Annotated in this window: 23 protein-coding genes and 1 tRNA gene; 16 read left to right on the forward strand and 8 right to left on the reverse strand. The window is 62.9% G+C overall.

The features are described from left to right. Positions 1-12: 12 nt before the first annotated feature. Together hisN and JQK88_RS13845 are read right to left on the reverse strand one after the other, a co-directional pair. Positions 13-786 (reverse strand): histidinol-phosphatase, encoded by a 774-nt coding sequence (gene hisN / locus JQK88_RS13840; protein ID WP_203278589.1) that lies wholly within the window; start codon positions 784-786, stop codon positions 13-15. Between the two features lie 337 nt (positions 787-1,123). After that, on the reverse strand, positions 1,124-2,065 hold the full coding sequence (locus tag JQK88_RS13845; protein ID WP_203278590.1) for an N-formylglutamate amidohydrolase: 942 nt from the start codon (positions 2,063-2,065) through the stop codon (positions 1,124-1,126). 163 nt (positions 2,066-2,228) lie between these two features. Between JQK88_RS13845 and cpdR the strand changes: the two genes are divergently transcribed. Together cpdR and JQK88_RS13855 are read left to right on the forward strand one after the other, a co-directional pair. Next, positions 2,229-2,591 (forward strand): cell cycle two-component system response regulator CpdR, encoded by a 363-nt coding sequence (gene cpdR / locus JQK88_RS13850; protein WP_023671195.1) that lies wholly within the window; start codon positions 2,229-2,231, stop codon positions 2,589-2,591. A gap of 116 nt (positions 2,592-2,707) precedes the next feature. Then, positions 2,708-2,782 (forward strand) — tRNA-Val (locus tag JQK88_RS13855). Positions 2,783-2,855: 73 nt separating this feature from the next. Here the strand turns inward: JQK88_RS13855 and JQK88_RS36065 are convergent. After that, entirely contained in the window at positions 2,856-3,254 is a 399-nt protein-coding gene (locus tag JQK88_RS36065; RefSeq protein ID WP_312037269.1) for a Stf0 family sulfotransferase, read from the reverse strand. Continuing rightward, positions 3,215-3,610 (reverse strand): Stf0 family sulfotransferase, encoded by a 396-nt coding sequence (locus JQK88_RS36070; protein WP_246501665.1) that lies wholly within the window; start codon positions 3,608-3,610, stop codon positions 3,215-3,217. Before JQK88_RS36070 ends, JQK88_RS36065 begins: the two co-directional genes overlap by 40 nt. A gap of 578 nt (positions 3,611-4,188) precedes the next feature. Here JQK88_RS36070 and JQK88_RS13865 point away from each other — a divergent pair. Next, positions 4,189-6,234, forward strand: coding sequence for an alginate lyase family protein (locus JQK88_RS13865; RefSeq protein ID WP_203278591.1), 2,046 nt, complete (start codon positions 4,189-4,191; stop codon positions 6,232-6,234). Positions 6,235-6,238: 4 nt separating this feature from the next. Here the strand turns inward: JQK88_RS13865 and JQK88_RS13870 are convergent, their stop codons facing one another. The 4 genes from JQK88_RS13870 to JQK88_RS13885 all read right to left on the reverse strand — a co-directional run bounded on the left by JQK88_RS13870 (position 6,239) and on the right by JQK88_RS13885 (position 10,976). Beyond that, positions 6,239-7,723, reverse strand: a complete 1,485-nt coding sequence (locus JQK88_RS13870) for a hypothetical protein (protein ID WP_246749827.1) — start codon at positions 7,721-7,723, stop codon at positions 6,239-6,241. Further along, entirely contained in the window at positions 7,668-8,636 is a 969-nt protein-coding gene (fcl, locus tag JQK88_RS13875) for a GDP-L-fucose synthase (RefSeq protein WP_281434862.1), read from the reverse strand. Before fcl ends, JQK88_RS13870 begins: the two co-directional genes overlap by 56 nt. Before the next feature lie 9 nt (positions 8,637-8,645). Then, complete coding sequence (gene gmd, locus JQK88_RS13880) at positions 8,646-9,716, reverse strand: GDP-mannose 4,6-dehydratase (RefSeq protein WP_203278592.1); 1,071 nt, start codon at positions 9,714-9,716, stop codon at positions 8,646-8,648. Positions 9,717-9,821: 105 nt separating this feature from the next. Continuing rightward, positions 9,822-10,976: a dihydrodipicolinate synthase family protein gene (locus tag JQK88_RS13885; RefSeq protein WP_203278593.1), complete on the reverse strand. Its 1,155-nt coding sequence runs from the start codon at positions 10,974-10,976 to the stop codon at positions 9,822-9,824. A gap of 228 nt (positions 10,977-11,204) precedes the next feature. Between JQK88_RS13885 and JQK88_RS13890 the strand changes: the two genes are divergently transcribed. The 13 genes from JQK88_RS13890 (at position 11,205) to JQK88_RS13950 (ending at position 26,116) form a co-directional block, all read left to right on the forward strand. After that, a complete protein-coding gene (locus JQK88_RS13890; RefSeq protein ID WP_203278594.1) occupies positions 11,205-12,263 on the forward strand; it encodes a LacI family DNA-binding transcriptional regulator in 1,059 nt (352 codons plus the stop codon). Continuing rightward, positions 12,260-13,276: a Gfo/Idh/MocA family protein gene (locus tag JQK88_RS13895; protein WP_203278595.1), complete on the forward strand. Its 1,017-nt coding sequence runs from the start codon at positions 12,260-12,262 to the stop codon at positions 13,274-13,276. Before JQK88_RS13890 ends, JQK88_RS13895 begins: the two co-directional genes overlap by 4 nt. Continuing rightward, positions 13,273-14,874: an acyl CoA:acetate/3-ketoacid CoA transferase gene (locus JQK88_RS13900; protein ID WP_203278596.1), complete on the forward strand. Its 1,602-nt coding sequence runs from the start codon at positions 13,273-13,275 to the stop codon at positions 14,872-14,874. The genes JQK88_RS13895 and JQK88_RS13900 overlap by 4 nt, the downstream gene beginning before the upstream one ends. Further along, complete coding sequence (locus JQK88_RS13905) at positions 14,867-15,643, forward strand: enoyl-CoA hydratase/isomerase family protein (protein WP_192254584.1); 777 nt, start codon at positions 14,867-14,869, stop codon at positions 15,641-15,643. The genes JQK88_RS13900 and JQK88_RS13905 overlap by 8 nt, the downstream gene beginning before the upstream one ends. Positions 15,644-15,653: 10 nt before the next feature. Further along, positions 15,654-17,165, forward strand: coding sequence for an aldehyde dehydrogenase family protein (locus tag JQK88_RS13910; RefSeq protein ID WP_203278597.1), 1,512 nt, complete (start codon positions 15,654-15,656; stop codon positions 17,163-17,165). Between the two features lie 59 nt (positions 17,166-17,224). Then, complete coding sequence (locus JQK88_RS13915) at positions 17,225-18,478, forward strand: ABC transporter substrate-binding protein (RefSeq protein ID WP_192254588.1); 1,254 nt, start codon at positions 17,225-17,227, stop codon at positions 18,476-18,478. 148 nt (positions 18,479-18,626) lie between these two features. After that, positions 18,627-19,577, forward strand: a complete 951-nt coding sequence (locus tag JQK88_RS13920) for a carbohydrate ABC transporter permease (protein WP_027043147.1) — start codon at positions 18,627-18,629, stop codon at positions 19,575-19,577. Further along, positions 19,574-20,533, forward strand: coding sequence for a carbohydrate ABC transporter permease (locus tag JQK88_RS13925; RefSeq protein ID WP_192254590.1), 960 nt, complete (start codon positions 19,574-19,576; stop codon positions 20,531-20,533). Before JQK88_RS13920 ends, JQK88_RS13925 begins: the two co-directional genes overlap by 4 nt. A 21-nt stretch (positions 20,534-20,554) precedes the next feature. Further along, entirely contained in the window at positions 20,555-21,670 is a 1,116-nt protein-coding gene (locus tag JQK88_RS13930; RefSeq protein ID WP_192254592.1) for an ABC transporter ATP-binding protein, read from the forward strand. Between the two features lie 5 nt (positions 21,671-21,675). Continuing rightward, a complete protein-coding gene (locus JQK88_RS13935) occupies positions 21,676-23,178 on the forward strand; it encodes an FAD-dependent oxidoreductase (protein ID WP_203278598.1) in 1,503 nt (500 codons plus the stop codon). 193 nt (positions 23,179-23,371) lie between these two features. Further along, entirely contained in the window at positions 23,372-24,139 is a 768-nt protein-coding gene (locus tag JQK88_RS13940) for a 3-ketoacyl-ACP reductase (protein ID WP_192254627.1), read from the forward strand. Between the two features lie 10 nt (positions 24,140-24,149). Beyond that, positions 24,150-25,778: a GMC family oxidoreductase gene (locus JQK88_RS13945; protein WP_203278599.1), complete on the forward strand. Its 1,629-nt coding sequence runs from the start codon at positions 24,150-24,152 to the stop codon at positions 25,776-25,778. A gap of 20 nt (positions 25,779-25,798) precedes the next feature. Then, positions 25,799-26,116: a Dabb family protein gene (locus JQK88_RS13950; protein WP_203278600.1), complete on the forward strand. Its 318-nt coding sequence runs from the start codon at positions 25,799-25,801 to the stop codon at positions 26,114-26,116. Positions 26,117-26,138 lie beyond the last annotated feature (22 nt).

The following is a 26,138-nucleotide window of genomic DNA, read 5'->3' on the forward strand; positions in this document are numbered from 1 at the left end:
CAGGGACAAGTATCAGCCGCGCAGTGCCGCCATCGCCGCCGCGTGGAGTTCCGGTGTCGCTGCAGCCAGTACGTCGCCGCCCTTCTCCGCCGGGCCACCCTCGAATGTGGTGACGACGCCGCCGGCCTTTTCGATGATCGGGATCAGCGCCACGATGTCGTAAGGCTTCAAGCCGGGATCGGCGACGATGTCGACGCTTCCCGACGCGATCATGGCAAAGGCGTAGCAATCGGCGCCGTACCGGGCGAGCCGGATCTGCTTTTCAAACTGATCGTAGCGCGTGCGCGCTTCGCCCTTGAACAGCGCCGGCGTGGTGGTGAACAAGGTCGCCTGGTCGAGCTTCGTCGTCTTGCGGGTCGCGAGCTTCCGCGGTCCGCCGGGGCCTTCATAGTGGGAGCCGGAAGCGTTGGCGTAGAACAGCTCACCAGTGAAGGGCTGGGCCATCATGCCGGCGACAGCGTCGCCGTCGACCGTGAGACCGACCAGCGTCCCCCATACAGGCAGGCCGGAAATGAAGGCGCGGGTGCCGTCGATGGGATCGATCACCCAGACATACCTAGAGGAAATGTTTTCGCTGCCGTGCTCTTCACCCAAAATGCCGTGATCGGGATACTCGGCCGATATCAGCGCCCGGATGGCGCGTTCCGTCTCGCGGTCGGCTTCCGTGACCGGATCGAAACTGCCCTTTTCCTTGTTGGCCACCGCGCCCTGTGCGCGGAAGCGCGGCAAGGTTTCAGCCGCCGCCGCTTGCGCGATCCGGCGCATGAAATCGATGCTGATGTCCACCTGATTCTCCCGCATTGCAGAGTGCCCAACCCGGTCTGCCGGCACATTCCCGCCAAAACAAGCCGGTTTATCGATTTATCACTGAGATAAGTGTTGCAGAAATGTCGCATCGGCGCTGTTCAAACGCAATTTCCACATCAGAGTGAATTAAATAAGCCCGAATTCGATTGACATTTGTGCATCGCACAATAAATTTGTTCTCGGACAGGTTTTCCTGTCCATGCCCTCCTTGGGCGTTTCCTCCCTAGACTTCGACCGTGTCGTGCAAACGATGCGGTCTTTTTTTACGCCGCCGCATGGCTGGCGCGGGATTTCATGAATAGCCGACGCTCTGGCGTCATTCGGCAGCCAGTGGCAGGTCGACGAAATGGTGGTCGGGCATCGCCATCAGATCCGCCGAAAAGCGCGCCATGTCGTCGGCCAGCGCATCGAAACCAGCCGATTTCTGGAACGTCCGCTCATTCATGTAGAGCCCGCGATTGACTTCGATCTGCAGCGCATGCAGATGGCGCGCCGGCCGGCCGTAATGCTCGGTGATGAAGCCGCCGGCATAGGGTTTGTTGTGGGCGACGGTATAGCCCATGCCGATCAGCAGGCCGATCGCCGTCTCGGTCAGCGCAGCCGTTGCCGAGATGCCGAAACGGTCGCCGACGATGAAGTCCGGCCGCAGGCCGCTGTCGCCCACCCTGATGCTCGCCGGCATCGAATGGCAGTCGATCAGCACGGCATAGCCGAACCTGGCATGGGTTCTGGTCAAAAGCCGCTTCAGCGTCTCGTGATAGGGTTTGTAGACGGCCTCGATGCGCTGCACGGCCTCCGCCAGCGGCAGGCGGCCGGAATAGATGTCGAGCCCCTCGCCCACCAGCTTGGGCACGGTGCCGAGCCCGCCGGCGACGCGGGCCGAGCGGATGTTACAGAAGGACGGCACCGGCTCGGCGAACATGCGCGGGTCGAGTTCCCAGGGTTCGCGATTGACGTCGAGATAGGCGCGCGGAAAATTCGCCGCCAGCATCGGCGCGCCGAGCGCCCCCGCGCCGCCGAACAACTCGTCGACATAGCAATCCTCGGAACGGCGGATGGCGTTGCGGTCGAGCCTGGCCATGGCCAGGAAGCGGTCGGGATAATAGCGGCCGCTGTGCGGTGAGTTGAAGACGAAGGGAACGCGCTGCTCGGCGCCCGATCGGATTTCGAAGGGTGGAACGACCGAAAAATCCTCGGCTGCCGTCGTCAATTTGAACGAACCCGGAAACAGCGATGCATCATGATGGGAAACTGCCACCTCATCGGCCGCATGTCCAGCATTTCGGCATGTCAGGACCCCCGTCAAATCAGGATTAATGCCGCCAGTGTTCACTTGATGTTTACCGTCACCTCCTCATATACAGGATGGTTAACGGGTTTGCCGGACGGCAGGCTTGGGTGGGTGATTCGGACGGGATAAGATGGCACGCATTCTGCTGGCGGAAGACGACGACGACATGCGCCGGTTCCTGGTCAAGGCACTGGAGCGGGCCGGCTACCATGTCAGCGATTTCGACAATGGCGCCAGCGCCTATGAGCGGCTGCGAGAAGAACCCTTCTCCCTGCTGCTGACCGACATCGTCATGCCGGAGATGGACGGCATCGAGCTCGCTCGTCGCGCCACCGAGATCGATCCCGACCTCAAGGTGATGTTCATCACCGGTTTCGCTGCCGTCGCGCTCAACCCCGATTCCAAGGCGCCGAAAGACGCCAAGGTGCTGTCGAAGCCCTTCCATCTGCGCGATCTCGTCAATGAGGTCGAAAAAATGCTGCAGGCCGCCTGAAGCACTTCGGGCGCGATGCCGCCGCTCGCCTTGGCGGCGCGACAAAACGAGCCGTTCTTTCCCTTTTCCGGCTATTGACGCGCTGGATCAAAAATGGTGTATGCGCGGCTTCGGATGGGCGTGTAGCTCAGCGGGAGAGCACTGCATTGACATTGCAGGGGTCACAGGTTCAATCCCTGTCACGCCCACCATCCAGACCAAAGCTTCGTCTTAGTTGATCCGGCATGCGCGTCAGTGATCCTTGCGGAACGGCATCGTCGCCGGTCATTGCTTCCAGAACATCCATTTCGGCTTCTTGCGCTTTAGTGCCCCGGTCGGGATGATCGTTGCCGGAAAGCTGCTCTGGTCGCCGGCCTCGGCGAGAAACAGCCGCCGCCAATCATCGTTTTGCGCGTCGCGTTGCTGCTTCATGTCCACATCCCCCGTCGATGGTACGGGTGCGGCCAGACCCAGCCGAGTGCCTATGCGTTGGCACACATTGTCGACTTCGTCGCTAATGTCTTCGTAGAAGACTCGCAACGGCTCGATTCCGGTTCGGGCGAAATAGGCCGCCCAGCGCCCGTTGTTGGCAACTATCTTGGCCAATGACGCCTCGATCGCCCATCTTGAATATAAGGCATCTTTCATGGGTTCCTTGCCGCTGCTCCAAACCCCATCCTGCATGGCCTGGCGAGCGAGATTGCCTGGCCGAGCAGGTCCTTCCTCTCAAGATGAACCCATATCGGATCGGGGAACCATTCCGAGAGACGAATGTCTTTTTGGAGTCTTTCGAAATGCTCCGGGAAGAGCTTGAAGGCCACCACACCGTTGTCGGTTCTGCCTTTCTCGGCCACCAGCAGACAGCGTTCAGCCGTAGTCACATCAGGCGTGTCCCAATGTCGAAAATACTCGGTGGGGTTGCCTAGCACGCCAGTGCTGCGCAGCTTCCTGCAAAAAAAATTGCTCCCGCTACGTGGTGTGCTGGCAATGATAAGCGTCTTGTGCGGACGCCTCCAACTGGCAGGCGGACTGATCGACATGGTAAACAGATACCAACGAGGTCATTGCCGAGTCCACTTGCTAAATTAGAGGCGCAAGAACCGCCCCGGCGCGAGCCGGGGCGAGCGACAGCCTGTCGGCTGATCATTGTGGCCGCGGATCTGGCCTGTGGCCGGGTTTGTCGCCGCCTCCGCTTTGCCGGCAATCCGGATTGCCCGCGCCGCAGCATTGTCCGTACTGGTCGAGGTTCGGCTTGCCCTTGTCGCATTCCCTTGGAGGTACCGTCTGACACCCGCCAGCACCGAAACGGCGATGGCGGCGAGAAAGACGTTTCTTGAATTGATAAACATGGACGTTCTCCTTGATGGACGGCGTTTGCTACACGGCGCTTGGTCGCGGGCGGCAACGAAATGGTTCACGGGCAAACTGAAATTGCCGGCAAAGCCTTCGCGGCGCAGGCCGGCGAGCGGGCACGACAATGCCTGGGACAAATTTTCAGTCGTGACGACCGGGCGCGATGGCTTTAAGGCTGGGGACAGACGCGATGTTCGGGGGGAACAATGCGAGTGACGACATCGATGATCTCCGACCACTGGCGCGCTCGCTTCGGCGGGTGGCCATGACGTCAACTCCGGCGGAGCGGAAGTCGACCTGGCAACGCATCTACCTCGAGCTCAAACGGGCGAGGAAATATCTCCAATCGCCAGGTTCAAGCCTTGGCGGCGTGCTGATTGCGGCAAAGCGAACGCTCGAACACAGGCGCGACATCAGGCTTCGCATCAGGGCGGCGCGTCACGCATACCCTGCCTTGCCGATTGCGCCGCAGAAGGACAGCTTCATGCTCGTCCGCATCATTGGCAACGATCTCGAGCCGCGGCACCGCAAAGGCCAGTCCTTCGACAATGCCAGCTTCATCCTCGACAATGAGCCTGCCTTTCCTGACTGCGACAAGTTCTGGATCGTCAATCGGATAGCCGATCCGGATGAGGAGGCCCGCATCGTCAGGCTGCTGGAGGGCCGCGGCCAGAGCTTTGTGCGCATCCCTTTCGACCTCGAGGCCTATAGCCGGATTGCGTGGGACATCGACAGGCTGGCGGCAAAGCAACTCCGGTTTTCCGGCAAGAGCGGCCAATCAGCTGAACTCACGCCGGCGCGCTACGAAACGCTCATCAGGCACAGCAAGAACCGCTATCTGATGAACAACAACGGCGCCCGCAACAAGGCGCTTGAGATCGCCCGCACGCGGGCGAAGTGGCTGATGCCGTGGGACGGAAACTGCTATCTGACCGAGCAGGCATTCCGGCAGATACGCGGGGCAATCGAGGCAAGGCCGTATCTGCCCTATGTCATCGTGCCGATGGCGCGCATTGTCGAAAACCTGGCTCTGCTCGACGAGAATTTCAAACCGCCGGCCAGGGAAGAGCCCCAGATCATCTTTCGCGCCGATACAACCGAACTGTTCGACGAAGACTATGCCTATGGCCGCCGGCCCAAGGTCGAAATGCTGTGGCGGCTCGGCGTTCCCGGACCATGGGACCGTTTCCGCGACGACCCGTGGGATTTCCAACGCCCGTCGCTGGCCCCCGATGCCGGGCTTTTCCACAAGGCCGGCTGGGTGGCGCGCCTGGATTCCGGGCGCTCGCATCTGGAAATCGGCAAGGCCGGTTTCGTCGCCCGCTGGAGCAGCCGCGACGAAGCCATCGTCGATATGATCGACCGCTGCGATGCCCTGGCGACCGCCGCCAGGCTCGACCCGTCGCGCCTGGTTTTTTACGACGACGCTGTTCTTGCAGCAGTATCCCAAGGCAATGACGTCGAGCTTCGCCGCCATCTCGAGACTGCCGCGAGCGAGGTGCTCGCCCGCGCTCGTCGCACCGATCTCCATCAAGCGGGCGATCCTGCCCGCCTGCGCCATGTCCTGCACGACGCCACCGTGCTGGCGCTGGCGGCGGCCGTGCTCGGTGAGCAGCGCTTTGCCGCCGATGCCGCGCAATGGATACGCACATGCTTCATCGACCCCGGCACAAGGATGAACCCGTCTCGCGCAAAGCAAGGTATCTTCGAGCTCGGTGGTCTCCACTTCTTTCTCGATGCCATCCGCCTTGTCGAGCGGGCCGGGGCGCTGACCGGGCGGGACCGGGAGGACTTCCGGACCTGGCTTGGCGGCTGCGGCAAATGGCTGGCCGCCGTACCGGCGACGGAGTTTGGCAAGCACGGTGTCCTCAGTGATCTTCAGCGTACATCGATCGCAATGTTTCTGAACGACGGCGCAACGCTGGCCAGGGTCCGCCTCCAGGCCCGCGAAAGGCTGGCAGCCGAGATCGCACCCGACGGCTCGTTTTTGAACGAAACGTCCAACCTGCACGACGCCATGTTCGCCTTGCAGGGCTGGACAGCCCTGGCGCGGGTCTTGTCCGCGGTCGGCGACGATTTGTGGCGGCACCAGGCTGCCGAGGGACAGTGCCTGGTCACGCCGCTGCGCCGGTTTGCAGCCGATATCGGCAGGCAAGATATTGAGACCATCGATCGGGATCTGGCTCGGCCACTGCTGTTGGATCTCGCATGCCACGACCCCGCGACGCCAGCGCTTGATGTCAGCCCCGGGAGATCGCTTTTCCATCCCGACCAGGGCATCGCGCCGTTCTGGGTCTGGCGAAGGCAGTGATAGACTAGATCCTGATCCCGGCTTTCCAGAGCCGCAGCCGCGCTTTCAACAGCGGGCTGGATTCACGGGTCGCGATCGGCCGGATGTAACGCCTGATCGTCCTGAACAATGCATTGGCCGGTTCGGCAGCCTGCGATCTGGCGATCATCTCAAGCGCCTGCTTCAGTTCGCCAAAGTCGTCATGCAGAATATGGGCCGCACAGGCCGTGGCATAGGGATGACCGGCCTTCGCCGCGGCAAAATAGGACGCGAAATCCTTGCCCATGGCGTGGCCGTGCACTGTCTTGCGCGACAAGGCCAAAAGCATTGGCAGCGGTACCTTGGGACGCGCCTCGAACTGCGCCGTCATGCGCGACTTCAGGACGGCTTCGCCTGAAGCGTAGTCCTTCTCGCGAAAATAGGAGGCCACGATCTTCAGCGCATAGGCGTCGTTTTCAGGATCGAGCGCGTAGGCCTTGCCGAGAATATCCCTTGCCCTGGCCGGGCTGATGTCGTCCTCAATGTTCAGGAACGCCGACAGATAGCCGAACGCCGCTTCGAATGGATGGTAGTCGGACTGATGCCGCTCCAGCTCTTCGAGCATGAGTTGCGCCGCCAGGGGCGGGCTGAACAGCGCCGTGGTCCTGGTGCGTGGAATGCCGCTCATCACCGACGACACGGATGCGAACACGCTGCTGCCGGCGTAGATCCGCTGGCAACGCGCCAGAAGGCCCATCTCGAAAAATGCCCTAAGCGTCTCATCCTCGAATTCGTTGGCGCCGAAATCGTCGGTCAGCAACGCGCCGGTTTCCGACCTCAGATAGTCGAGCGTCGCACGATCCTGGCCGACCAGCAGAGTCGCAATACCCTGTGACGCGAGCTCGGCCACAATCGCCTTGGCCAGCGTGGAAGGGATTACCTTGCCGTTGAAATTCAGCATCGAACGGTATTTGCCGCGAACGATATCGCCGCTGCGAAGGTGCAGCCCGGCCATTTGCCCCGGAAATTGACAGGACTGGGCCGCGTGCAGCGCATGGTTCACCGGCTCGGCAAAGCCGAGAGTCCTGATCGTTTCGGATGTCGCGATCCGCTTTCCCTTGTCGCGAAAAGACTCTAGAACGTTGAAATCGTTGCAGAGCCAGCCCCGAAAGAAGCTTCGGCCGGCTGATGCATTCAGGCTTGCGCGGGTGAATTTCCCTTTCTTGAGAACCTCGAGATCCGTCTCTCTGATCTTTTCGCCCAGCCAGTGTTTCTCGATGAATTCGGGATTAAATATTTTGTCGACCGTATCGACGATGTGAAACGTCTTGTCCGAGACGGCTCTCTTCCAGGTGAATCCAAAGCGGTGGCCTGTCGCATCGGCAAGCGCCTTTGCATTGACCATGGCCAGAAGCCGGCCGCCCAGCCCGTCATCCCTGGTCGCGGCAATCAACTTTGCATGCTGAGGATTGGGATCAGGCCGCGCCGAGGCGGACGTCACCCTTCTCAACATGGCTGAGAAACCACGCATATGTCTGTTCCAATCCACGGCGAAGCACGTAGCGCGGGCGCCATCCCGTTGCAAACAGCCGCGACACATCCATCAGCTTGCGCGGCGTGCCATCCGGCTTGGTCGTATCGAAGGCGATCGTAGCCTCGACGCCGGCGACGGATGCGACGGTTTGGGCAAGCTCGGCAATGGTGACATCCTCTCCCGAACCGACATTGACGTGGCCGTCGCCGGTATAATTCTTCAACAGCCAGACCAGCGCATCGGCAGCGTCGTCGACATGCAGGAATTCGCGCCTCGGCGTGCCCGAGCCCCAAACCTCGAGGCTGGTGGCGCCGCTCAGCGCCAGCGCATGCGCCTTTCGCATCAGAGCCGGCACGACATGGCTGCTCTGAAGGTCGAAATTGTCGCCTGGGCCGTAAAGGTTGGCCGGCATCGCCGAGATGTAATCGACGCCGTACTGGCGCCGATAGGCCTGGCACAGTTTAAGCCCGGCGATCTTGGCGATCGCATACCATTCATTGGTGGGCTCGAGCGGGCCGGTCAGCAGTGCATCTTCCGGAATCGGCTGCGGCGCGAGCTTGGGATAGATGCAGGACGAGCCGAGAAACAAGAGCTTGCCAACCTCGCTGCGAAAGGAGCTGTCGATGACATTGCTCTGCATGACCAGGTTGTCCTGCAGGAAATCGACCGGGAACCGGTGATTGGCCAGGATGCCGCCAACCTTGGCGGCCGCCATCACCACCGCATCCGGCCGGTGCTCGGCCATCCAGCGCCGCACGCCGGCCTGGTCGAGCAGGTCGAGCCTGTCGCGCGATACCGTGAGCACCTCGCAATCCTCGCTCGCCAGCCGTCGCACGACGGCCGAACCGACCATGCCGCGATGCCCGGCGACGAAGACACGCTTGCCTTTCAGCTCAAATGTCACGTCCATCGGCCTGCCTCACGCGGAGCGGCTGTTCTGCCGCGTGCCGCCGGCCGCGCGCGCCAGATCGGCCTGCACCATTTCCGCCACAAGGTCCCTGAACCCGGTCGTGTGCGACCAGCCAAGTCTCGCCTTGGCCTTGGCGGGGTCGCCAAGCAAAAAGTCGACCTCGGTCGGCCGAAAATAGCGCCGATCGATACGCACCAGGACCGTGCCCGAGCCGGCATCGACACCAACTTCGTCGACACCCTCGCCTTGCCAGCGGATGCTCCGTCCGGTCTCGGCAAAGGCCAGTTCGACAAATTCGCGCACCGAATGCGCCTCGCCGGTCGCCAGCACGAAATCGTCGGCTTCGCTGTGCTGCAGAATGCGCCACATGCCTTCTACGTAGTCGCGCGCATGGCCCCAGTCACGCCTGGCGTCGAGATTGCCGAGATAGAGCGTGTCCTGCAGGCCGTGTTGGATCGAGGCGACGGCTCGGGTGATCTTGCGGGTGACGAAGGTTTCGCCGCGCGTCGGGCTTTCGTGGTTGAACAGGATGCCATTGGCGGCGAACATGCCGTAGGCTTCGCGGTAATTGACCGTGATCCAGTAGGCGTAGAGCTTGGCCGCAGCATAGGGCGAGCGCGGATGGAAGGGCGTCGTCTCGCTTTGCGGGACCTCGCGCGCCTTGCCGTAAAGCTCCGAGGTCGAGGCCTGGTAGAAACGCACCGATTTTTCCATGCCGAGGATGCGGATCGCCTCCAGCAGCCTGAGCGTGCCCAACGCATCGGCATTGCCGGTGTATTCGGGCGTCTCGAAACTCACCTGGACATGGCTCTGGGCGCCGAGATTGTAGATCTCGCTCGGCCGCGTCTCCTGCACGAGGCGAATAAGATTGGTTGCGTCGGTCAGGTCGCCATAATGCAGGAAAAAGCGCGCACCGCGCTCGTGCGGATCGACATAGATGTCATCGACGCGCTCGGTGTTGAACGAGGACGAGCGGCGTTTGACGCCATGGACAATATAGCCCTTCTGCAGAAGCAAATCTGCAAGATAGGCCCCGTCCTGCCCGGTTACACCGGTGATGAGCGCCACTTTTTCCGTCATTGCCGCATTCGTCCGCATCTAATCCCGGCAACGGAATACAGATTTGACGCGAGAACGCAAATCCCCCACACGGGGAATACTTTTCAGTCAACGATTGCGTTGTGCTCAGACACCCGCGACCGCGCAGAAATGCTTCATCCTGGCCAACGCAAGCGCGGGATCGGCGAGCAAACCTGCCTGGTCGGCAAGGCGGAAGATATCGGCATAGTGCAGGATACCGCGCGCCGACTGCATGCCGCCGACCATTGTGAAATGATCCTGATGGCCGTTGAGCCAGGCCATGAAGACAATGCCGGCCTTGTAGTACTCGGTCGGCGCCTCGAAGATTTTGCGCGACAGTGGCACCGTCGGCGCCATCAGCGTGTCATAGCCGGTGCGGTCACCGTCAGCCAGTTTCGACAGGGCGGCATTGGCGACCGGGGCGATGGCGTCGAATATGCCGAGCAAGGCATGCGAGTGACGTTTCCCGTCGCCTGCGATCAGTTGGGGGTAGTTGAAGTCGTCGCCGGTGAACATGACGACGCCGTCAGGCAGCCGGTTGCGTAAGGCGACTTCCTTGCCGGCATCGAGCAGGGAAATCTTTATCCCCTCGACCTTGCCGGCATGGCGCTCGATGATGGCGACGACGGTGTCGAGCGCAGTCTCGAAATTCTCACTGCCCCAATAGCCCTTCAGTGCCGGATCGAACATGTCGCCCAGCCAGTGCAGGATGACCTTGCCGGCGGCCTGGCTGAGGATGCGGTCGTAGACCCTGATATAATCATCCGGACCCTCGGCGACCGCGGCCAGCGCCCGGCTGGCCATCATGATCGCCTTGCCGCCCTGCCCTTCGATGAAAGCGAACTGCTGCTCATAGGCGGCGATCACGTCATCGAGCGTCCTGGCAGCCGCCGGCATCAGATGATCGGTGCCAGCGCCCGATGCCAGATCGGCGCCTTCGACGCTGCGCGCCTCGGCGATCGAGCGCCGGATCAATTCCTGCGCATTTGTCCAGTCGAACCCCATGCCCCGCTGCGAGGTGTCCATCGCTTCGGCGATGCGGAAGCCGAGCCGCCACAGATGGTGGCGAAACGCCATCGTCCTGTCCCAGTCGACCACAGGCTTCGACCACGGATTGGTCATCGCAAGCGGGTCGGCGACGACATGCGCCGCGGCATAGGCGATGCGCGGGAAAGCAGCACCTATTCTGGGCTCCACCGGGTCGCCCACCAGCTTGTAGCTGACGCGGCCGCCATTCTCCGCAGGCAGGGTGATGATCATGGCAACCTCCGTTTCCGGCACCCTATAAATGGAACGTTCCAATAAATCAAGAACCTTTATGATTCCTGAGATTGAACCGGTCCAAATGTCAAAAGAGGCCAAGAGCCTTTCTGTACATCATATCCATCAATTTTTCGGTCTTCCCCAGAATCCCGATTGACTCTCGTTTGGCACAGTGATTAGAACGTTCCAATAGATTTTCCAATTCAAGCGGAGGAAACCACCCGTATGGCCAGCCGGCCCAAGGCAACGATCCTGGACATCGCCCGCGAGGCCGGTGTGTCCAAATCGACGGTGTCGCTCGTGCTGCAAGGCTCAGGGCTGATCCGGCCTGAAACCGCGCTCAAGGTTCGCAAGGCGATCGAGGATGTCGGCTATGTCTACAACCGCGGCGCCGCCAATCTGCGCAAGGCCCACTCCAACGTCATCGGCATGGTCATCAACGATCTCACCAACCCCTTTTTCGCCGAGCTGGCGGTCGGCATGGAGCGTGTCTTCCAGTCAGCCGGCATCGTGCCGTTCATCGCGAATACGGCGGAGAATCCGGTGCGCCAGGAGGAAGTGCTGAAGTCGCTGATGGAACAGGGCGTCGCAGGCCTGATCGTCTCGCCGGCGCGCGGCACGACGCCGGGCGCCTTCCGCCGCCTCGAGACGGCCGGCGTGCCGGTGGTCTTCGCGATGCGCCGCCTGCCGGACAGCCGCATCCCTGTGATCGCGCCCGACAATCATCGCGGCGCGTATCTCGCCGCCGCCCATCTGATCGGCAAGGGCCATCGCCGGCTGGCTTTCTTCGGCGGCACCGCCGATCTGGTCGTCTATCAGGAGCGCCTGGGCGGTTTTCGCGAGGCATGCGAAACGCTTGGCATTGCCAGGCGCGACGTGCTCGTCGTCGAAGGCGAGACCAGCCGCAGGGGCGGCATCGCCTGCCTGGAGACCGCCCTTGCCATGCCCGAGCCGCCGACGGCGGCGCTGTGTTTCAACGACGCCGTTGCCTTCGGCGTCATGCTGGCGCTGCGCAAGCGCGGGCTGGAGCCTGGCGCGGATTTCGCCGTTGTCGGTTTCGACGACGTGGTCGAGGCCGAGCACTACATGCCGGCGCTGACAAGCGTCTCGGTGGACACGGCAGGCCTTGGCGAGCGCGCCGCGCATGTCATGCTGAAGATGATCCAGTCGCGCACCACGCGTGCCGAGGACCATATCGGCGCCGTCAATCTGGTCGTCAGGGAAAGCTGCGGTCCCGATCGCCGCGCCCGGAACACGCCTGCAGGAATGGGAGACGCCGCATGAGCGTCAGATGGGGATTGATCGGCGCCAGCACGATCGCCAGACAGTTCATGATCAACGCCATCCGTGCGCAAGAGGGTGGCGAGATATCAGCGGTGATGAGCTCCAGCCCGGAGCGGGCCAAGGCCTATGCCGCGGAAAACAGCATTCCGCTCGCCGTCTCGACACTCGACGACCTGCTCGGCGCCGGCATCGACGCCGTCTACATCTCGACCACCAATGAACTGCATCTCGAGCAGGCGCAGGCCGCGATCAAGGCGGGAAAGCATGTTCTGTGCGAAAAGCCGCTGGCGCTGACCAGCGCCGATGCGCGCACCATGGTCGCCGCCGCCAAGGCAGCCGGAATCGTGTTTGGCACCAACCATCATCTGCGCAATGCCGGCGCCCACCGCACCATGCGCGATGCCATATCAGCCGGCCGCATCGGCAAGCCGATCGCCGCGCGTGTCTTCCATTCCGTCTACCTGCCGGAGAACCTGCAGGGTTGGCGCATCACCAAACCTGAGGCCGGCGGCGGGGTGGTGCTCGACATCACCGTGCACGATGCCGACACGCTGCGTTTCGTGCTTGGCGACGACCCGATCGAGATTTCCGCCTTCACCCAGTCGGCCGGCATGGCCGGCAGTGGGCTGGAAGACGGCGCCATGTGCATCTGGCGCTTCAAGTCCGGCGTCATTGCCCAGTCGCATGAAGGCTTCACCACAAAGTTCGCCGACACCGGCTTCGAGGTGCATGGTTCGGAAGGCTCGTTGATCGGCAAAAATGTGATGACGCAAAAGCCGGTCGGCACGGTGTTGCTGCGCACAGCCAAGGGCGAGGAGGAACTGAGTTTCGACCACGAAGACCTCTACGTCCGGTCGCTCCGCCAATTCCACGCCGCCATCAGCGGAAAGGGCCAGCCCTCCGCCACCGGCGAGGACGGCGTCTGGTCGCTTGCGTCAGCCGAAGCGGCGTTGCAGTCGGAGAAATCCGGCAAGGCGGTCGCAATCGATCCCAAGCTCGGGAGCGCCAAGTGAGCAAACTCGTTTCCGCCGCGGAAGCCGCCGGCCTGATCAAGGACGGCATGACCGTATCCGTCTCCTCATCGAGCGGCCTCGGCTGCCCGGACGCGGTGCTGGCCGCCATCGGCGAGCGCTTCGACACCGAAGGCCATCCCAAGGGTATCACCACGCTGCACCCGATCGCCGCCGGCGACATGTACGGCATCAAGGGCATCGACCATCTGGCCAAGCCCGGCCTGTTGAAGCGCACGCTGTGCGGCTCCTACCCCTCAGGCCCCTCCTCGTCCGAGCCGCCGCAGATTTGGAAGATGATCGGCGACAATTCGGTTGCCGCCTACAACGTCCCCTCAGGCATCCTGTTCGACATGCATCGGGAGGCCGCCGCCAAGCGGCCGGGCGTGCTGACCAAGGTCGGTCTCGACACTTTCGCCGATCCGCGCCACCAGGGCTGCGCCATGAATGCGGCCGCCAGCGAGCCGATCGTCTCGGTGCAGCAGTTCGACGGCGAGGAATGGCTCTATTTCCGCTCGATCGTACCCAACATCTCGATCATCCGCGCCACCACCGCCGACGAACGCGGCAACCTCACCTATGAGCATGAAGGCGCCTATCTCGGCGGTCTCGAACAGGCGCTCGCTGCCCGCAACAATGGCGGCATCGTCATCGCGCAGGTCAAGCGCGTGGTCGAGAACGGCACGCTGAAGCCGCATGATGTGCGCGTGCCCGGCGTTCTGGTCGACCATATCGTGGTCGCGCCGGATCAGTTGCAGACGACGCTGACGCCTTATGATCCGGCGATTTCAGGCGAGATCTTCCGGCCGCTGTCGAGCTTCCGCAACGCCGAGATGAACGTCCAGAAGGTCATAGCACGCCGCGTTGCCATGGAATTGCGCGACGGCATGGCCGTCAACCTCGGCTTCGGCATCTCCGCCAACGTGCCACGCATCCTCCTCGAGGAAGGCCAGCACGGCAAGGTCACCTGGGTGATCGAACAAGGCGCTGTCGGCGGCGTGCCGCTGCTCGACTTCAAGTTCGGCTGTGCCTCGAACGCCGAGGCGATCATGCCCTCGCCGCACCAGTTCATCTATTTCCAGGCCGGCGGCTTCGACGCCTCGCTGCTGTCGTTCCTGCAGATCGACCGCCACGGCTCGGTCAATGTCTCCAAGCTGTCGGCACGGCCGCATGTCACCGCCGGCGCCGGTGGCTTCGTCGACATCACGGCGCGGGCGAAGAAGATCGTCTTCTCCGGCTTCTTCAATGCCGGTGCGAAACTGTCGCTGGCCGAAGGCGGCATCCGCATCGACGTCGAAGGCAAGGTCAAGAAGGTGGTCAACGAGGTCGAGCACATCTCCTTCTCGGGAAAACGCGCCGTCGCGCAGGGACAGGACATCACCTATGTCACCGAACGCTGCGTAATGAAGCTGACGCCGGACGGCCTGATGGTGACGGAACTGGCGCCGGGCATCGACCTCGAGCGCGATGTGCTGGCGCAGTCCGAGACACCACTCGGCATCGCCAACGACCTCAAGGTCACACCGACGGCCCTCTACCAGGATCGGCCGATCGGCCTGTCGCTCAATGGCGGCGCTTCGTTCGGAGGCGCACATGGCTGAGCGCCTCGTCAGCTTCGAGCAGGACGGCGCCATCGGCATCGTCACGCTGCGTCGGCCGGAAAAGTTCAACGCGTTGGACATTCCGATGTTGCGGGCGCTTGAGACAGCGCTCAACGAAGCCGAGATAGCTGACGGCGTGCGCGTCGTGCTCGTCCGCGGCGAAGGCAAGGGCTTTTGCGCCGGCGGCGATGTCGAGGCCTGGGCGCAAATGAGCGCCGCCGATTTCCAGGTGCAGTGGGTGCGCTATGGCCACCGCGTCTTCGACCGGCTGGCAAGGCTCAGGCAACCGACCATTGCGGTGCTGTCCGGCCATGCGCTGGGAGGCGGGCTGGAATTGGCAGTCGCCTGCGATTTCCGCGTCGCCGAAACGCAGGTGAAGCTCGGCTTGCCCGAAACATCGATCGGCGTGGTCCCCGGCTGGTCCGGCACACAGCGCGCCGTGCGCCGCCTCAGTGCGCAGGTCGTGCGCCGCATGGCGCTTGGCGGTGAAGTCTTTGCTGCCCCCGACGCGCTTGCCCTCGGCATCGTCGACCGCGTGGTGGAGACCGGCCAGGCGCTGGCAGAGGCCAAGACGTGGGCCGAAAAAATGGCCGAGCGCGGGCCGCTCGCAACCGAAGCCGCCAAGCTGATGATCGCAGTCGCCGAAGGCGAGGAAAGCGCTGCCGCGACCGAGGCGCTGGCCAGCGGCTTTATTGCCCTGACCGGCGACCTCAAGGCCGGCGTCGGCGCCTTCAAGACGAAGCAAAAGCCGGCCTTTTCGAGATCCTAGAGAAAGCATGATGAACGCACCGCTCAACATTTCCATGCCGACTGAGGCGTCCAAGGCGCCAAAGGCTTACAAGCTCCTGATCGACGGCAAGCATGTCGATGCCCGCGACGGCCGTACGCTGGAGCGCAACAGCCCCGGCCACGGCTTCACCGTTTCGCGCTATGCACAGGCCGGCGCGGCCGAGGTGGAAGCGGCGATGCAGGCGGCGCACAAGGCTTTCGAGACCAGCCCGTGGCCGCGCATGAAGGCGGCTGAACGGGCCGCGATCCTGCTCAAGACGGCTGACCTCATCGAAGCCCGGTTGGAAGACATCGCCCGGCTCGATGCGCTGGAATCCGGCAAGCCGATCGCCCAGGCGCGCGGCGAGATTGGCGGCGCCGTCGACATCTGGCGCTATGCCGCTTCGCTTGCCCGCACGCTGCATGGCGAGAGCTACGCCAATCTTGGCGACGCCATGCTGGGCGTGGTCGTGCGCGAGCCGATCGGTGTCGTCTCGATCATTACGCCGTGGAATTTCCCTTTCCTCATCGTCAGCCAGAAACTGCCCTTCGCGCTTGCCGCCGGCTGCACGGCGGTGGTGAAGCCCAGCGAAATGACCTCGGCCTCGACCTTCCTGCTCGGCGATATCCTGATGCAGGCCGGCCTGCCTGCCGGCGTCGTCAACATCCTGGCCGGTCTCGGCGCCGATGTCGGCGCACCGATGGTCAGCCATCCCTTGGTCGAGATGGTGTCCTTCACCGGCTCGACCCGCGTCGGCAAGATGACCATGGCTGCAGCCGCGCAGTCGCTGAAGAAAGTCTCGATGGAGCTCGGCGGCAAGAACGGCCAGATCGTCTTCCCCGACGCGGACCTTGAAGCGGCCGCCGACGCCGCGGTGTTCGGCGGCTTTTTCAACGCCGGCGAATGCTGCAATGCCGGCAGCCGGCTGATCGTGCATGAGGCGATCGCAAACGATTTCCTCGCCGCCGTGAAGGCCCTCACCGCTAAAGTGACGGTAGGCGATCCGCTCGACGACCGCACCAAGGTCGGCGCGATGATTTCGTCGGACCATCTGGCCAAGGTAGCCGGCTACGTCACTGCAGCTGCAAGCGGCGGCAGCGATGTCTACAGTGGTGGCAAGCAGCTCGCCTCGACTGCGGGGCAATATCTCGATCCGACCATCATTCGCGGCGTCACCGAAGACATGGCCATTGCGCGTGAGGAAGTGTTCGGACCGGTGCTCTCGGTGCTGACTTTTGAATCGATTGATAAGGCGTTGCACATCGCCAACAACACGCCCTATGGTCTGTCGGCGGGTGTGTGGAGCGCCAGCATCGACACTTGCATGTCGGTGGCGCGTGGTGTGCGTTCGGGGACGGTTTGGGTGAACACATTCATGGAAGGCTATCCCGAGCTGCCTTTCGGGGGCTACAAGCAGTCCGGCATCGGACGCGAACTCGGCAAACGCGCTGTCGAGGACTATACCGAGGAAAAAACAATCCAGTTTCATCGCGGCCAGCGCACCGGTTGGTGGGTCGGCTGAGTTTGGAAGAACCCGGCGGGCATCCGTCGGTTATGTGAATGCAACAAGGGAGGTAGTAGATGTTGCGCAAACTGCTTATCGGAACGGCTCTGGCGACGACCTTTGCTTTCTCGGCCCATGCCGAGGACGTCAAGGAAGTGCAGATGCTGCATTGGTGGACGTCGGGCGGCGAAGCGGCTGCTCTCAACGTCCTCAAGGGCGACCTGGCCAAGGAAGGCTATGCCTGGAAGGACGTGCCGGTGGCCGGCGGTGGCGGCGACGCCGCCATGACCGCGCTGAAGGCAATGGTCGCGGCCGGCAATTACCCGACCGCCTCGCAGATGCTCGGCTACACCGTGCTCGACTATGCGGCGGCCGGCGTCATGGGCGACCTCACCGAGACGGCGAAGAAGGAAGGTTGGGACAAGTCGGTTCCGGCAGCCCTGCAGAAGTTCTCCGTCTATGACGGCAAGTGGGTCGCGGCTCCGGTCAACGTCCACTCGGTCAACTGGCTGTGGATCAACAAGGCGGTGATGGACAAGATCGGCGGCGCCGAGCCGAAGACCTTCGACGACTTCGTCGCCCTGCTCGACAAGGCCAAAGCGGCTGGCGTCATCCCGCTCGCTCTCGGCGGCCAGAACTGGCAGGAAGCCACCATGTTCGACTCGGTCGTACTGTCGACCGGTGGATCTGAGTTCTACAAGAAGGCCTTCAACGACCTCGACGACGAGTCGCTCAAATCCGACACGATGAAGAAGTCGTTCGACAATCTTGCCAAGCTCGTCACCTATGTCGACCCGAACTTCTCGGGCCGCGACTGGAACCTTGCCACCGCCATGGTCATCAAGGGCGACGCCCTTGTGCAGGTCATGGGCGACTGGGCCAAGGGTGAGTTCAACGCCGCCAAGAAAACGCCGGGCACGGACTTCCTGTGCTATCGGTTCCCGGGCACCGAAGGCTCCGTGATCTACAACTCCGACATGTTCGGCATGTTTAACGTTCCGGACGATCGCAAGGCCGCCCAGGTCGCGTTGGCCACCGCCACCCTGTCGAAGAGCTTCCAGTCGGCCTTCAACGTCGTCAAGGGTTCGGTTCCGGCCCGTACCGACGTTCCGGACACCGACTTCGACGCGTGCGGCAAGAAGGGCATCGCCGACCTGAAGGCTGCCAATGAAGGCGGCACGCTGTTCGGCTCGCTGGCCCAGGGCTATGGCGCGCCTCCGGCGGTCGCCAATGCCTACAAGGACGTCGTTTCGAAGTTCGTCCATGGTCAGATCAAGACCTCGGACGAAGCCGTGACCGAACTGGTCAAGGCAATCGACGACGCCAAGTAAGCCTAAAGACACCTTCCCCGCTTCGGCGGGGAAGGTTTCACCTCAGGATTGGCCGGCCTGAACACCATGCCGACCAAAGACCCGTATGCACGGGGCCGCCTTGCCGCCTGACGGCAGAGCACGGACGACCCGAAACGGGAGGAGCCTCATGAGCAGTGTAGCGACAACCCAGATCAAGCTGACGCCGGAGCGGTCGCGCCCCTCGGTGCGCTCGCGTCTGCAGGACGCGCTGCCGAAGATCGTGCTGGCACCGAGCTTCGCCATCACCATCGTGTTCGTCTACGGCTTCATCCTGTGGACGATCTATCTGTCCTTCACCAATTCCAAGACCTTCCCGTCCTATGTCATCACCGGCTCGCGCGCCTATCAGCGCCTGTGGGGCTGGACCTTCGACACCGACCCGCCATCGAGCTGGTACACGTCGATCACCAATATGGGCATTTTCGGCTTTCTCTATATCGCCATCTGCCTGGCGCTCGGCCTGTTCCTGGCCATCCTGCTCGACCAGAAGATCCGCGGCGAAGGCGTGTTGCGGCCGATCTATCTCTACCCGATGGCGCTGTCCTTCATCGTCACCGGCGTTGCCTGGAAATGGTTCCTCGATCCCGGTCTCGGCCTTGAGCAGACCCTGCATCAATGGGGTTGGACGAGCTTCCATTTCGACTGGATCAAGAACAAGGATTTCGTCATCTACACCGTGGTCATCGCCGGCGTCTGGCAGGCCTCCGGCTTCATCATGGCGATGTTCCTGGCCGGGCTGCGCGGCATTGACGGCGAGATCATGAAGGCGGCGCAGATCGATGGCGCCACAACCTTCCAGCTCTACCGCCGCATCGTCATCCCGCTGCTGCGGCCGATCTTCCTGTCGGCCTTCATCGTGCTCGCCCACCTCGCCATCAAGTCCTACGATCTGGTGGTCGCGCTGACCAGCGGCGGCCCCGGCGGCTCGGCCTGGCTGCCCTCCAACTTCATGTATGAGTACACCTTCAAGCGTAACGAAATGGCCGTCGGCTCGGCCAGTGCGGTGATCATGCTGATGACCATCGTCGCCATCATCGTGCCCTATCTCTATTCGGAACTGCGGGAGAAGCCGCGATGAGCGCTGTCGCCACCCCTGCCCGCCCCACTGCTTCCCGGCAGGCCTCCGGCGGCATGAGCACCAAGACGCTCAACCGCATCGTCATCTACGGGCTGCTGACGCTGTTCGCGCTGTTCTATCTGATGCCGCTGTTCGTCATGCTGGTGACGTCGTTCAAGACCATGGACGAGATCCAGAACGGCAACATGCTGTCCCTGCCCAAGGCGCCGACTTTCGACCCGTGGCTGAAGGCCTGGGGCGAGACGTGCGTCGGCCTCACCTGCGCCGGCATCAAGGGCTATTTCTGGAACTCCATCAAGATGGTGGTTCCGGCCGTGCTGATCTCGACCATGCTCGGCGCGCTCAACGGCTATGTGCTGACCAAATGGCGCTTTCGCGGCGCCACGCTGGTGTTCGGGCTGATGCTGTTTGCCTGCTTCATTCCGTTCCAGTCGGTGCTGTTGCCGATGGCGACCATACTCGGCAGCCTGGGACGTTTCGGTGTCTCGCTGCAGAACTCGGTCGGCACCAGCTTCGGTCTGGGCAATTCGACAGTCAACCTCGTCTTCGTCCACGTCGTCTACGGCATTGGCTTCACCACTCTGTTCTTCCGCAACTACTACGAGGCGTTCCCGAACGAGCTGATCAAGGCCGCACAGGTCGACGGCGCCTCCTTCTTCCAGATCTTCCGCCGCATCATGCTGCCGAATTCGATGCCGATCTTCGTCGTCACCGTGATCTACCAGTTCACCAACATCTGGAACGACTTCCTGTTCGCGTCGGCCTATGCCGGCACCGGCGACTCCATGCCGATGACGGTGGCGCTCAACAACGTCGTCAACACCTCGACGGGTGTCGTCGAATACAATGTCAACATGGCGGCCGCGATGATCGCGGCGCTGCCCACCCTGATCGTCTATGTCGTCGCCGGCCGCTATTTCGTGCGCGGGCTGATGGCTGGTGCGGTCAAAGGCTGAACGATCAGGAAGGAATAACCCATGGCTTTTCTGGAAATCGATGGGCTGAAGAAGCGTTTCGGGAATGTTGAGATCCTGAAGGGCATCGATGTCGAGCTCGAAAAGGGCGGCTTCCTGGTGCTGGTCGGCCCGTCCGGCTGTGGCAAGTCCACGCTGCTCAACACCATTGCCGGCCTGGAGCAGATCACCGAGGGCGAGATCCGCGTCGACGGCCGCGCCATCAACGATCTGCATCCTTCCAAGCGCGACATCGCCATGGTGTTCCAGAGCTATGCGCTCTATCCGAACATGACGGTGGCCGGAAACATCTCCTTCGGCATGGAGATGCGCGGCGTGCCGGCCGACGAGCGCCAGAAGGCGATCGACAAGGTGGCCAAGGTCCTGCAGATCGGCCACCTCCTGCAGCGCAAGCCGAGCCAGCTTTCGGGCGGCCAGCGCCAGCGCGTCGCCATGGGACGGGCGCTGGTGCGGGACCCCAAACTGTTCCTGTTCGACGAGCCGCTGTCCAACCTCGACGCCAAGCTGCGGGTCGACATGCGGATCGAAATCAAGCGCCTGCATGCCACCACCGGTACCACTATCGTCTACGTCACCCACGACCAGATCGAGGCGATGACGCTGGCGACCAAGATCGCCGTCATGCGCGACGGCGAGGTGCAGCAGTTCGGCACCCCGGCCGAGATCTACAACAACCCCAGCAATCTGTTCGTCGCCGACTTCATGGGCTCGCCGGCGATGAATCTGATCCCGGCGACCATCGCCACATCGGGCAACGCGCTGTCCGTGGTGCTGCAGCGCGAGGCGCGCGAGCCGATCACGCTGCCGATGGCCAATGCGCCGGCGGGCCTCTCGGCCTTCCAGGGCAAGCCGATCATCTTCGGCGTCCGGCCAGAAGCGCTGACCGATCCGGAAGGCGCCGAACGCAACGCTTCCAACATCGCCACTGCCGACCTGCACATCGAGGTGGTCGAGCCTGCGGGCTCCGACACGTTCGCGGTGACCAATCTCGGCGGCAAGCCCGTTGTGGCGCGGCTGCGCGCCGACGCCAACATCCAGCCGGGCACCAGCACGCCGCTGGCCTTCAATCTGACCAAGGCAGTGTTCTTCGATCCGGCGACCGAGAGCCGCATTCGCTGACGGCTATGACAAATCCTGACATCGTCATCATCGGCTCTGGCATCGGCGGCGCCACGATCGCCTCCGGTCTGGCCGGCAACGGCGCCTCGATCCTGATGCTGGAGCGCGGCGAACCCTTGCCGGCAACGCCGCATGCGCGCGACACGCGCTCGATCTTCGTCGACGGCCACTACCGTCCCAAGGAGATGTGGCGCGAGGCCGGCGGCGCCGCCTTCAACCCCGGCAACTATTACTATGTCGGCGGCAACTCGAAATTCTACGGCGCGGTGCTGATCCGCTACCGCAAAGAGGATTTCGCCGCCATGGAGCACTTTGGCGGCGTCTCCCCGGCCTGGCCGTTCTCCTATGACGAATTCGAACCCTGGTATTCGAAAGCCGAGCAGCTGTTTCGCGTCCGCGGCTCACTCGGCGAAGACCCGACCGAGCCGTTCCATTCGATCCCCTATGCCTACAAGCCGGTGCCCGACGAAGCGCCGATCGCCCGCGCCCGCGCGGAACTGAAGGGGCTGGGCCTGCACCCGGCGTCGCTGCCGCTCGGCGTCGACATCGACACCTGGCTGAAGGAAGGCAAGACCGGCTGGGACGCTTTCCCCAACACCGGCCAGGGCAAGATGGACGCCCAGACGGCGCCGCTGGCGGCTGCACTCAAGGACACCAACATCCGGCTGGAGACCGGCTGCTACGTCGAATATCTCGAAGCGGCGCCGGACGGCAAAAGCATATCGGCCATCCACTACCGGCAGAATGGTGAGCTGAAAAAGGTAGCGCCGAAACTGGTCATCCTGTCCGCCGGCGCGGTCAACTCCGCCGTGATCCTGCTGCGTTCGCCATCCTCAGATGGCAAAGGTCTCGCCAACCGCTCCGACCAGGTCGGCCGCAATTTCATGAACCACAATTCGAGCGCCATGCTGGCGATCGATCCGCGCCGCAGGAACGACAGCGTCTACCAGAAGACACTGATGCTGAACGATTATTATCTCTCCGACGGCAAGGGCGGCAAGCCGCTCGGCAATGTCCAGCTGCTGGGCAAGATCGACGGCAACATGTTGAAGGCCAACGTCAAGCGAGTGCCGAAATTCGCGCTGGATTTCATGGCCGGTCACGCCGTCGACTGGTATTTGATGTGCGAAGACCTGCCCGATCCGGAAAGCCGCATCATGGTCGATGGCAAGGACATCGTCATGCAGTGGCGGCGCTCCAACATGCAGTCGCTCGACGGGCTGACCAAGGTGATGCGCGAAAACTTCCGCGCCTGCGGCTACCCAATCGTGCTGTCGCGCCCCTTCGACAAGCGCACGCCGTCGCACCAGTGCGGCACGGTCAAGATGGGCGACGATCCGGCGACCTCGCCGCTCGACCCGTTCTGCCGCGCCTTTGATCACCGGAACCTGTTCGTCGTCGACGGCAGTTTTCTGCCGAATTCGGCTGCGGTAAACCCGGCACTGTCGATCGCCGCGCAGGCGTTGCGGGTGGCTGATCACATCCGCAAGGTGGAGCTTACCGCATGATCGGTCAGCGCCGCCCCTCATCCGCCTGCCGGCACCTTCTCCCCGTAAACGGGGAGAAGACAGCTGGCCGCAACCCCGGCGCTCCTGCGGCGATTGGCGAAGCCTGCGATGAAGGCGTCCTTCTCCCCGTCACTATACGGGGAGAAGTGCCCGGCAGGGCGATGAGGGGCGGCGCTGACATTCGAAGGGACATATCCCCATGACCCGGCCCTCTGCCATCGTCACCGGCGGCGCGCGCGGCATCGGGCTGGCCTGTAGTCAAGCGTTGGCCGATGCCGGCTTCGACATCCTGGTCGCTGATCTCGCCGAACGAGCGCCGGATGGGCTTGCCGCCGACATCACCGCACGCGGCGCCAAGTTCGCCTACATCAAATGCGACATCGCCAACCTCGACGGTCACGCCGCGTTGGTCGACGCCGCCACAAACGCCTTCGGCCGCATCGACTGTCTCGTCAACAATGCCGGCGTCGGCGCCGTGGTGCGCGGCGATCTGCTGGAGCTGAAGCCGGAGAATTTCGACCGTGCGCTGAACATCAATCTGCGCGGCACCGTCTTCCTCAGCCAGGCCGTCGCCAAGGCGATGCTGGCGGCACCGGGTGATCATCCGCGCTCGATCATCACCATCACCTCGGTCAGCGCGGAAATGGCCTCACCGGAACGCTCGGATTACTGCATCTCGAAAGCTGGGCTGTCCATGTGGGTGAAGAACCTGGCGCTCAGGCTCGCGCCGGAAAACATCGGCGTGTTCGAGCTGCGCCCAGGGATCATCCGCACCGAAATGACGGCGGGCGTGACAGCCAAATACGACGCGCTGATCGATGGCGGCCTGGTGCCAGCAAAGCGCTGGGGCGAAGCGTCCGACATCGGCGCTGTTGTGGCGACGCTTGCCGCCGGTAAGCTCGGCTTTTCCACCGGCTCGATCATCAATGTCGACGGCGCGCTGTCCGTGCCGCGATTGTAAGGGTGATGCCATGACCGAATACATCATCGTTGGCGCCGGCCCCGCCGGCTGTGTTCTCGCCAACCGGCTGAGCGAGGATCCGGGCAATTCGGTATTGCTGCTGGAAGCAGGCGGCAAGGACTGGCATCCGCTGATCCACATGCCGGCGGGCTTTGCCAAGATGACCAAGGGCATCGCTTCCTGGGGCTGGTCGACCGTGCCGCAAAAGCACATGCAGGACCGCGTCTTCTGGTACACACAGGCCAAGGTGGTCGGCGGCGGCTCCTCCATCAATGCCCAGATCTACACGCGCGGCAACGCCCGCGACTACGACGCGTGGGAGAAGGAAGAGGGTCTCGCGGGCTGGGGCTATCGGGACGTGCTGCCCTATTTCAAGCGGGCAGAGAACAACCAGCGCTTCGCCAACGATTTTCATGGCGACCAGGGGCCGCTCGGCGTGTCGAACCCGATTTCCCCGCTTCCGATTTGCGAGGCCTATTTCCGTGCCGGCCAGGAGATGGGCATCCCCTTCAACCCGGATTTCAACGGCGCTGCCCAAGAAGGCGTCGGCTACTACCAGCTGACCCAGAAGGACGCCCGGCGTTCATCCGCGTCGGTCGCCTATCTGAAGCCGATCCGCGCCCGCAAGAACCTGACCGTCAGGACCGATGTGCTGGTGACCCGCATCGTCGTCGAGAAAGGCCGCGCCATCGGCGTCGAGATCGTCGACAGGCCGGGCGGCCAGAAGACCATCCTGCGCGCCGAACGCGAAGTGATCGTCTCGTCCGGCGCCATCGGTTCGCCGAAGCTGTTGATGCAGTCGGGCATCGGCCCGGCCGATCACCTGAAATCGGTCGGCGTGACGCCGGTGCATGATCTGCCCGGCGTCGGCTCCAACATGCAGGACCATCTCGATTTGTTCGTCATCGCCGAATGCACCGGCGACCACACCTACGACAATTACGCCAAACTGCATCGCACGGCATGGGCCGGCTTGCAGTATCTGTTGCTGAAGAAGGGGCCCGTCGCGTCCAGCCTGTTCGAGACCGGCGGCTTCTGGTACGCCGATCCGACAGCCGCATCGCCCGACATCCAGTTCCATCTCGGCCTCGGCTCCGGCATCGAAGCCGGCGTCGAGAAGCTGAACAACCCGGGCGTCACCTTGAACTCGGCCTTCCTGCGCCCGCGCTCGCGCGGCACCGTGCGGCTGAAGAGCGGCGATCCGGCCGACCACCCGCTGATCGATCCGAACTACTGGTCCGATCCCTATGATCGCGCGATGTCGATCAAGGGGCTGAGACTCGCGCGCGAAATCATGCGGCAGAAGGCGCTTGCCCCTTACGTGCTGCGCGAAGTGCTGCCCGGCCCATCGCTCGCCAGCGATGACGAGCTGATCGATTATGCCTGCCGCACCGCCAAGACCGATCATCACCCCGTAGGCACCTGCCGCATGGGCCATGACGATATGGCCGTGGTGACACCGGACCTGCGCCTGCGCGGCATCGAAGGCTTGCGCGTCTGCGATGCCTCGGTGATGCCACGCGTGCCCTCTTCCAACACCAATGCGCCGACCATCATGGTCGGCGAAAAGGGCTCGGATATTATCCTTGGCCGCGAGCCGCTGCCGCCGGCGGTGTTTTCCGGCAATCGCGCCGCATAGTCATTCGGGAGAGCCACTCAATGATCAGGCATTGCGTCTTCGTCAAATTCCGGAGCGATGTTCCCGACGCCGAGCGGTCGGCGATTCACGCCGACCTCGAAGCGCTGCGCCAGGTAATCGACGGCATGGACACGGTCCATTTCAGCGCCAATGTCAGCCCGGAGCCATTCGCGCGCGGTTTCAGCCATGGCTTCACCATCGACTTCCGCGATGCTATCGCCCGCGACGCCTACCTGGTGCATGGGGCGCATCAACGCGCCGGCGCCCGTTTGGTCGCTGCACTCGAAGGCGGCACCGACGGGCTGATGGTATTCGATCTCGATATCTCAAAAAAGTGACCGTCGTCTTTTCGAAAGCCGG

Origin of the sequence: Mesorhizobium caraganae (genome assembly GCF_016836705.1) — a bacterium.
GTDB lineage: Bacteria > Pseudomonadota > Alphaproteobacteria > Rhizobiales > Rhizobiaceae > Mesorhizobium > Mesorhizobium caraganae.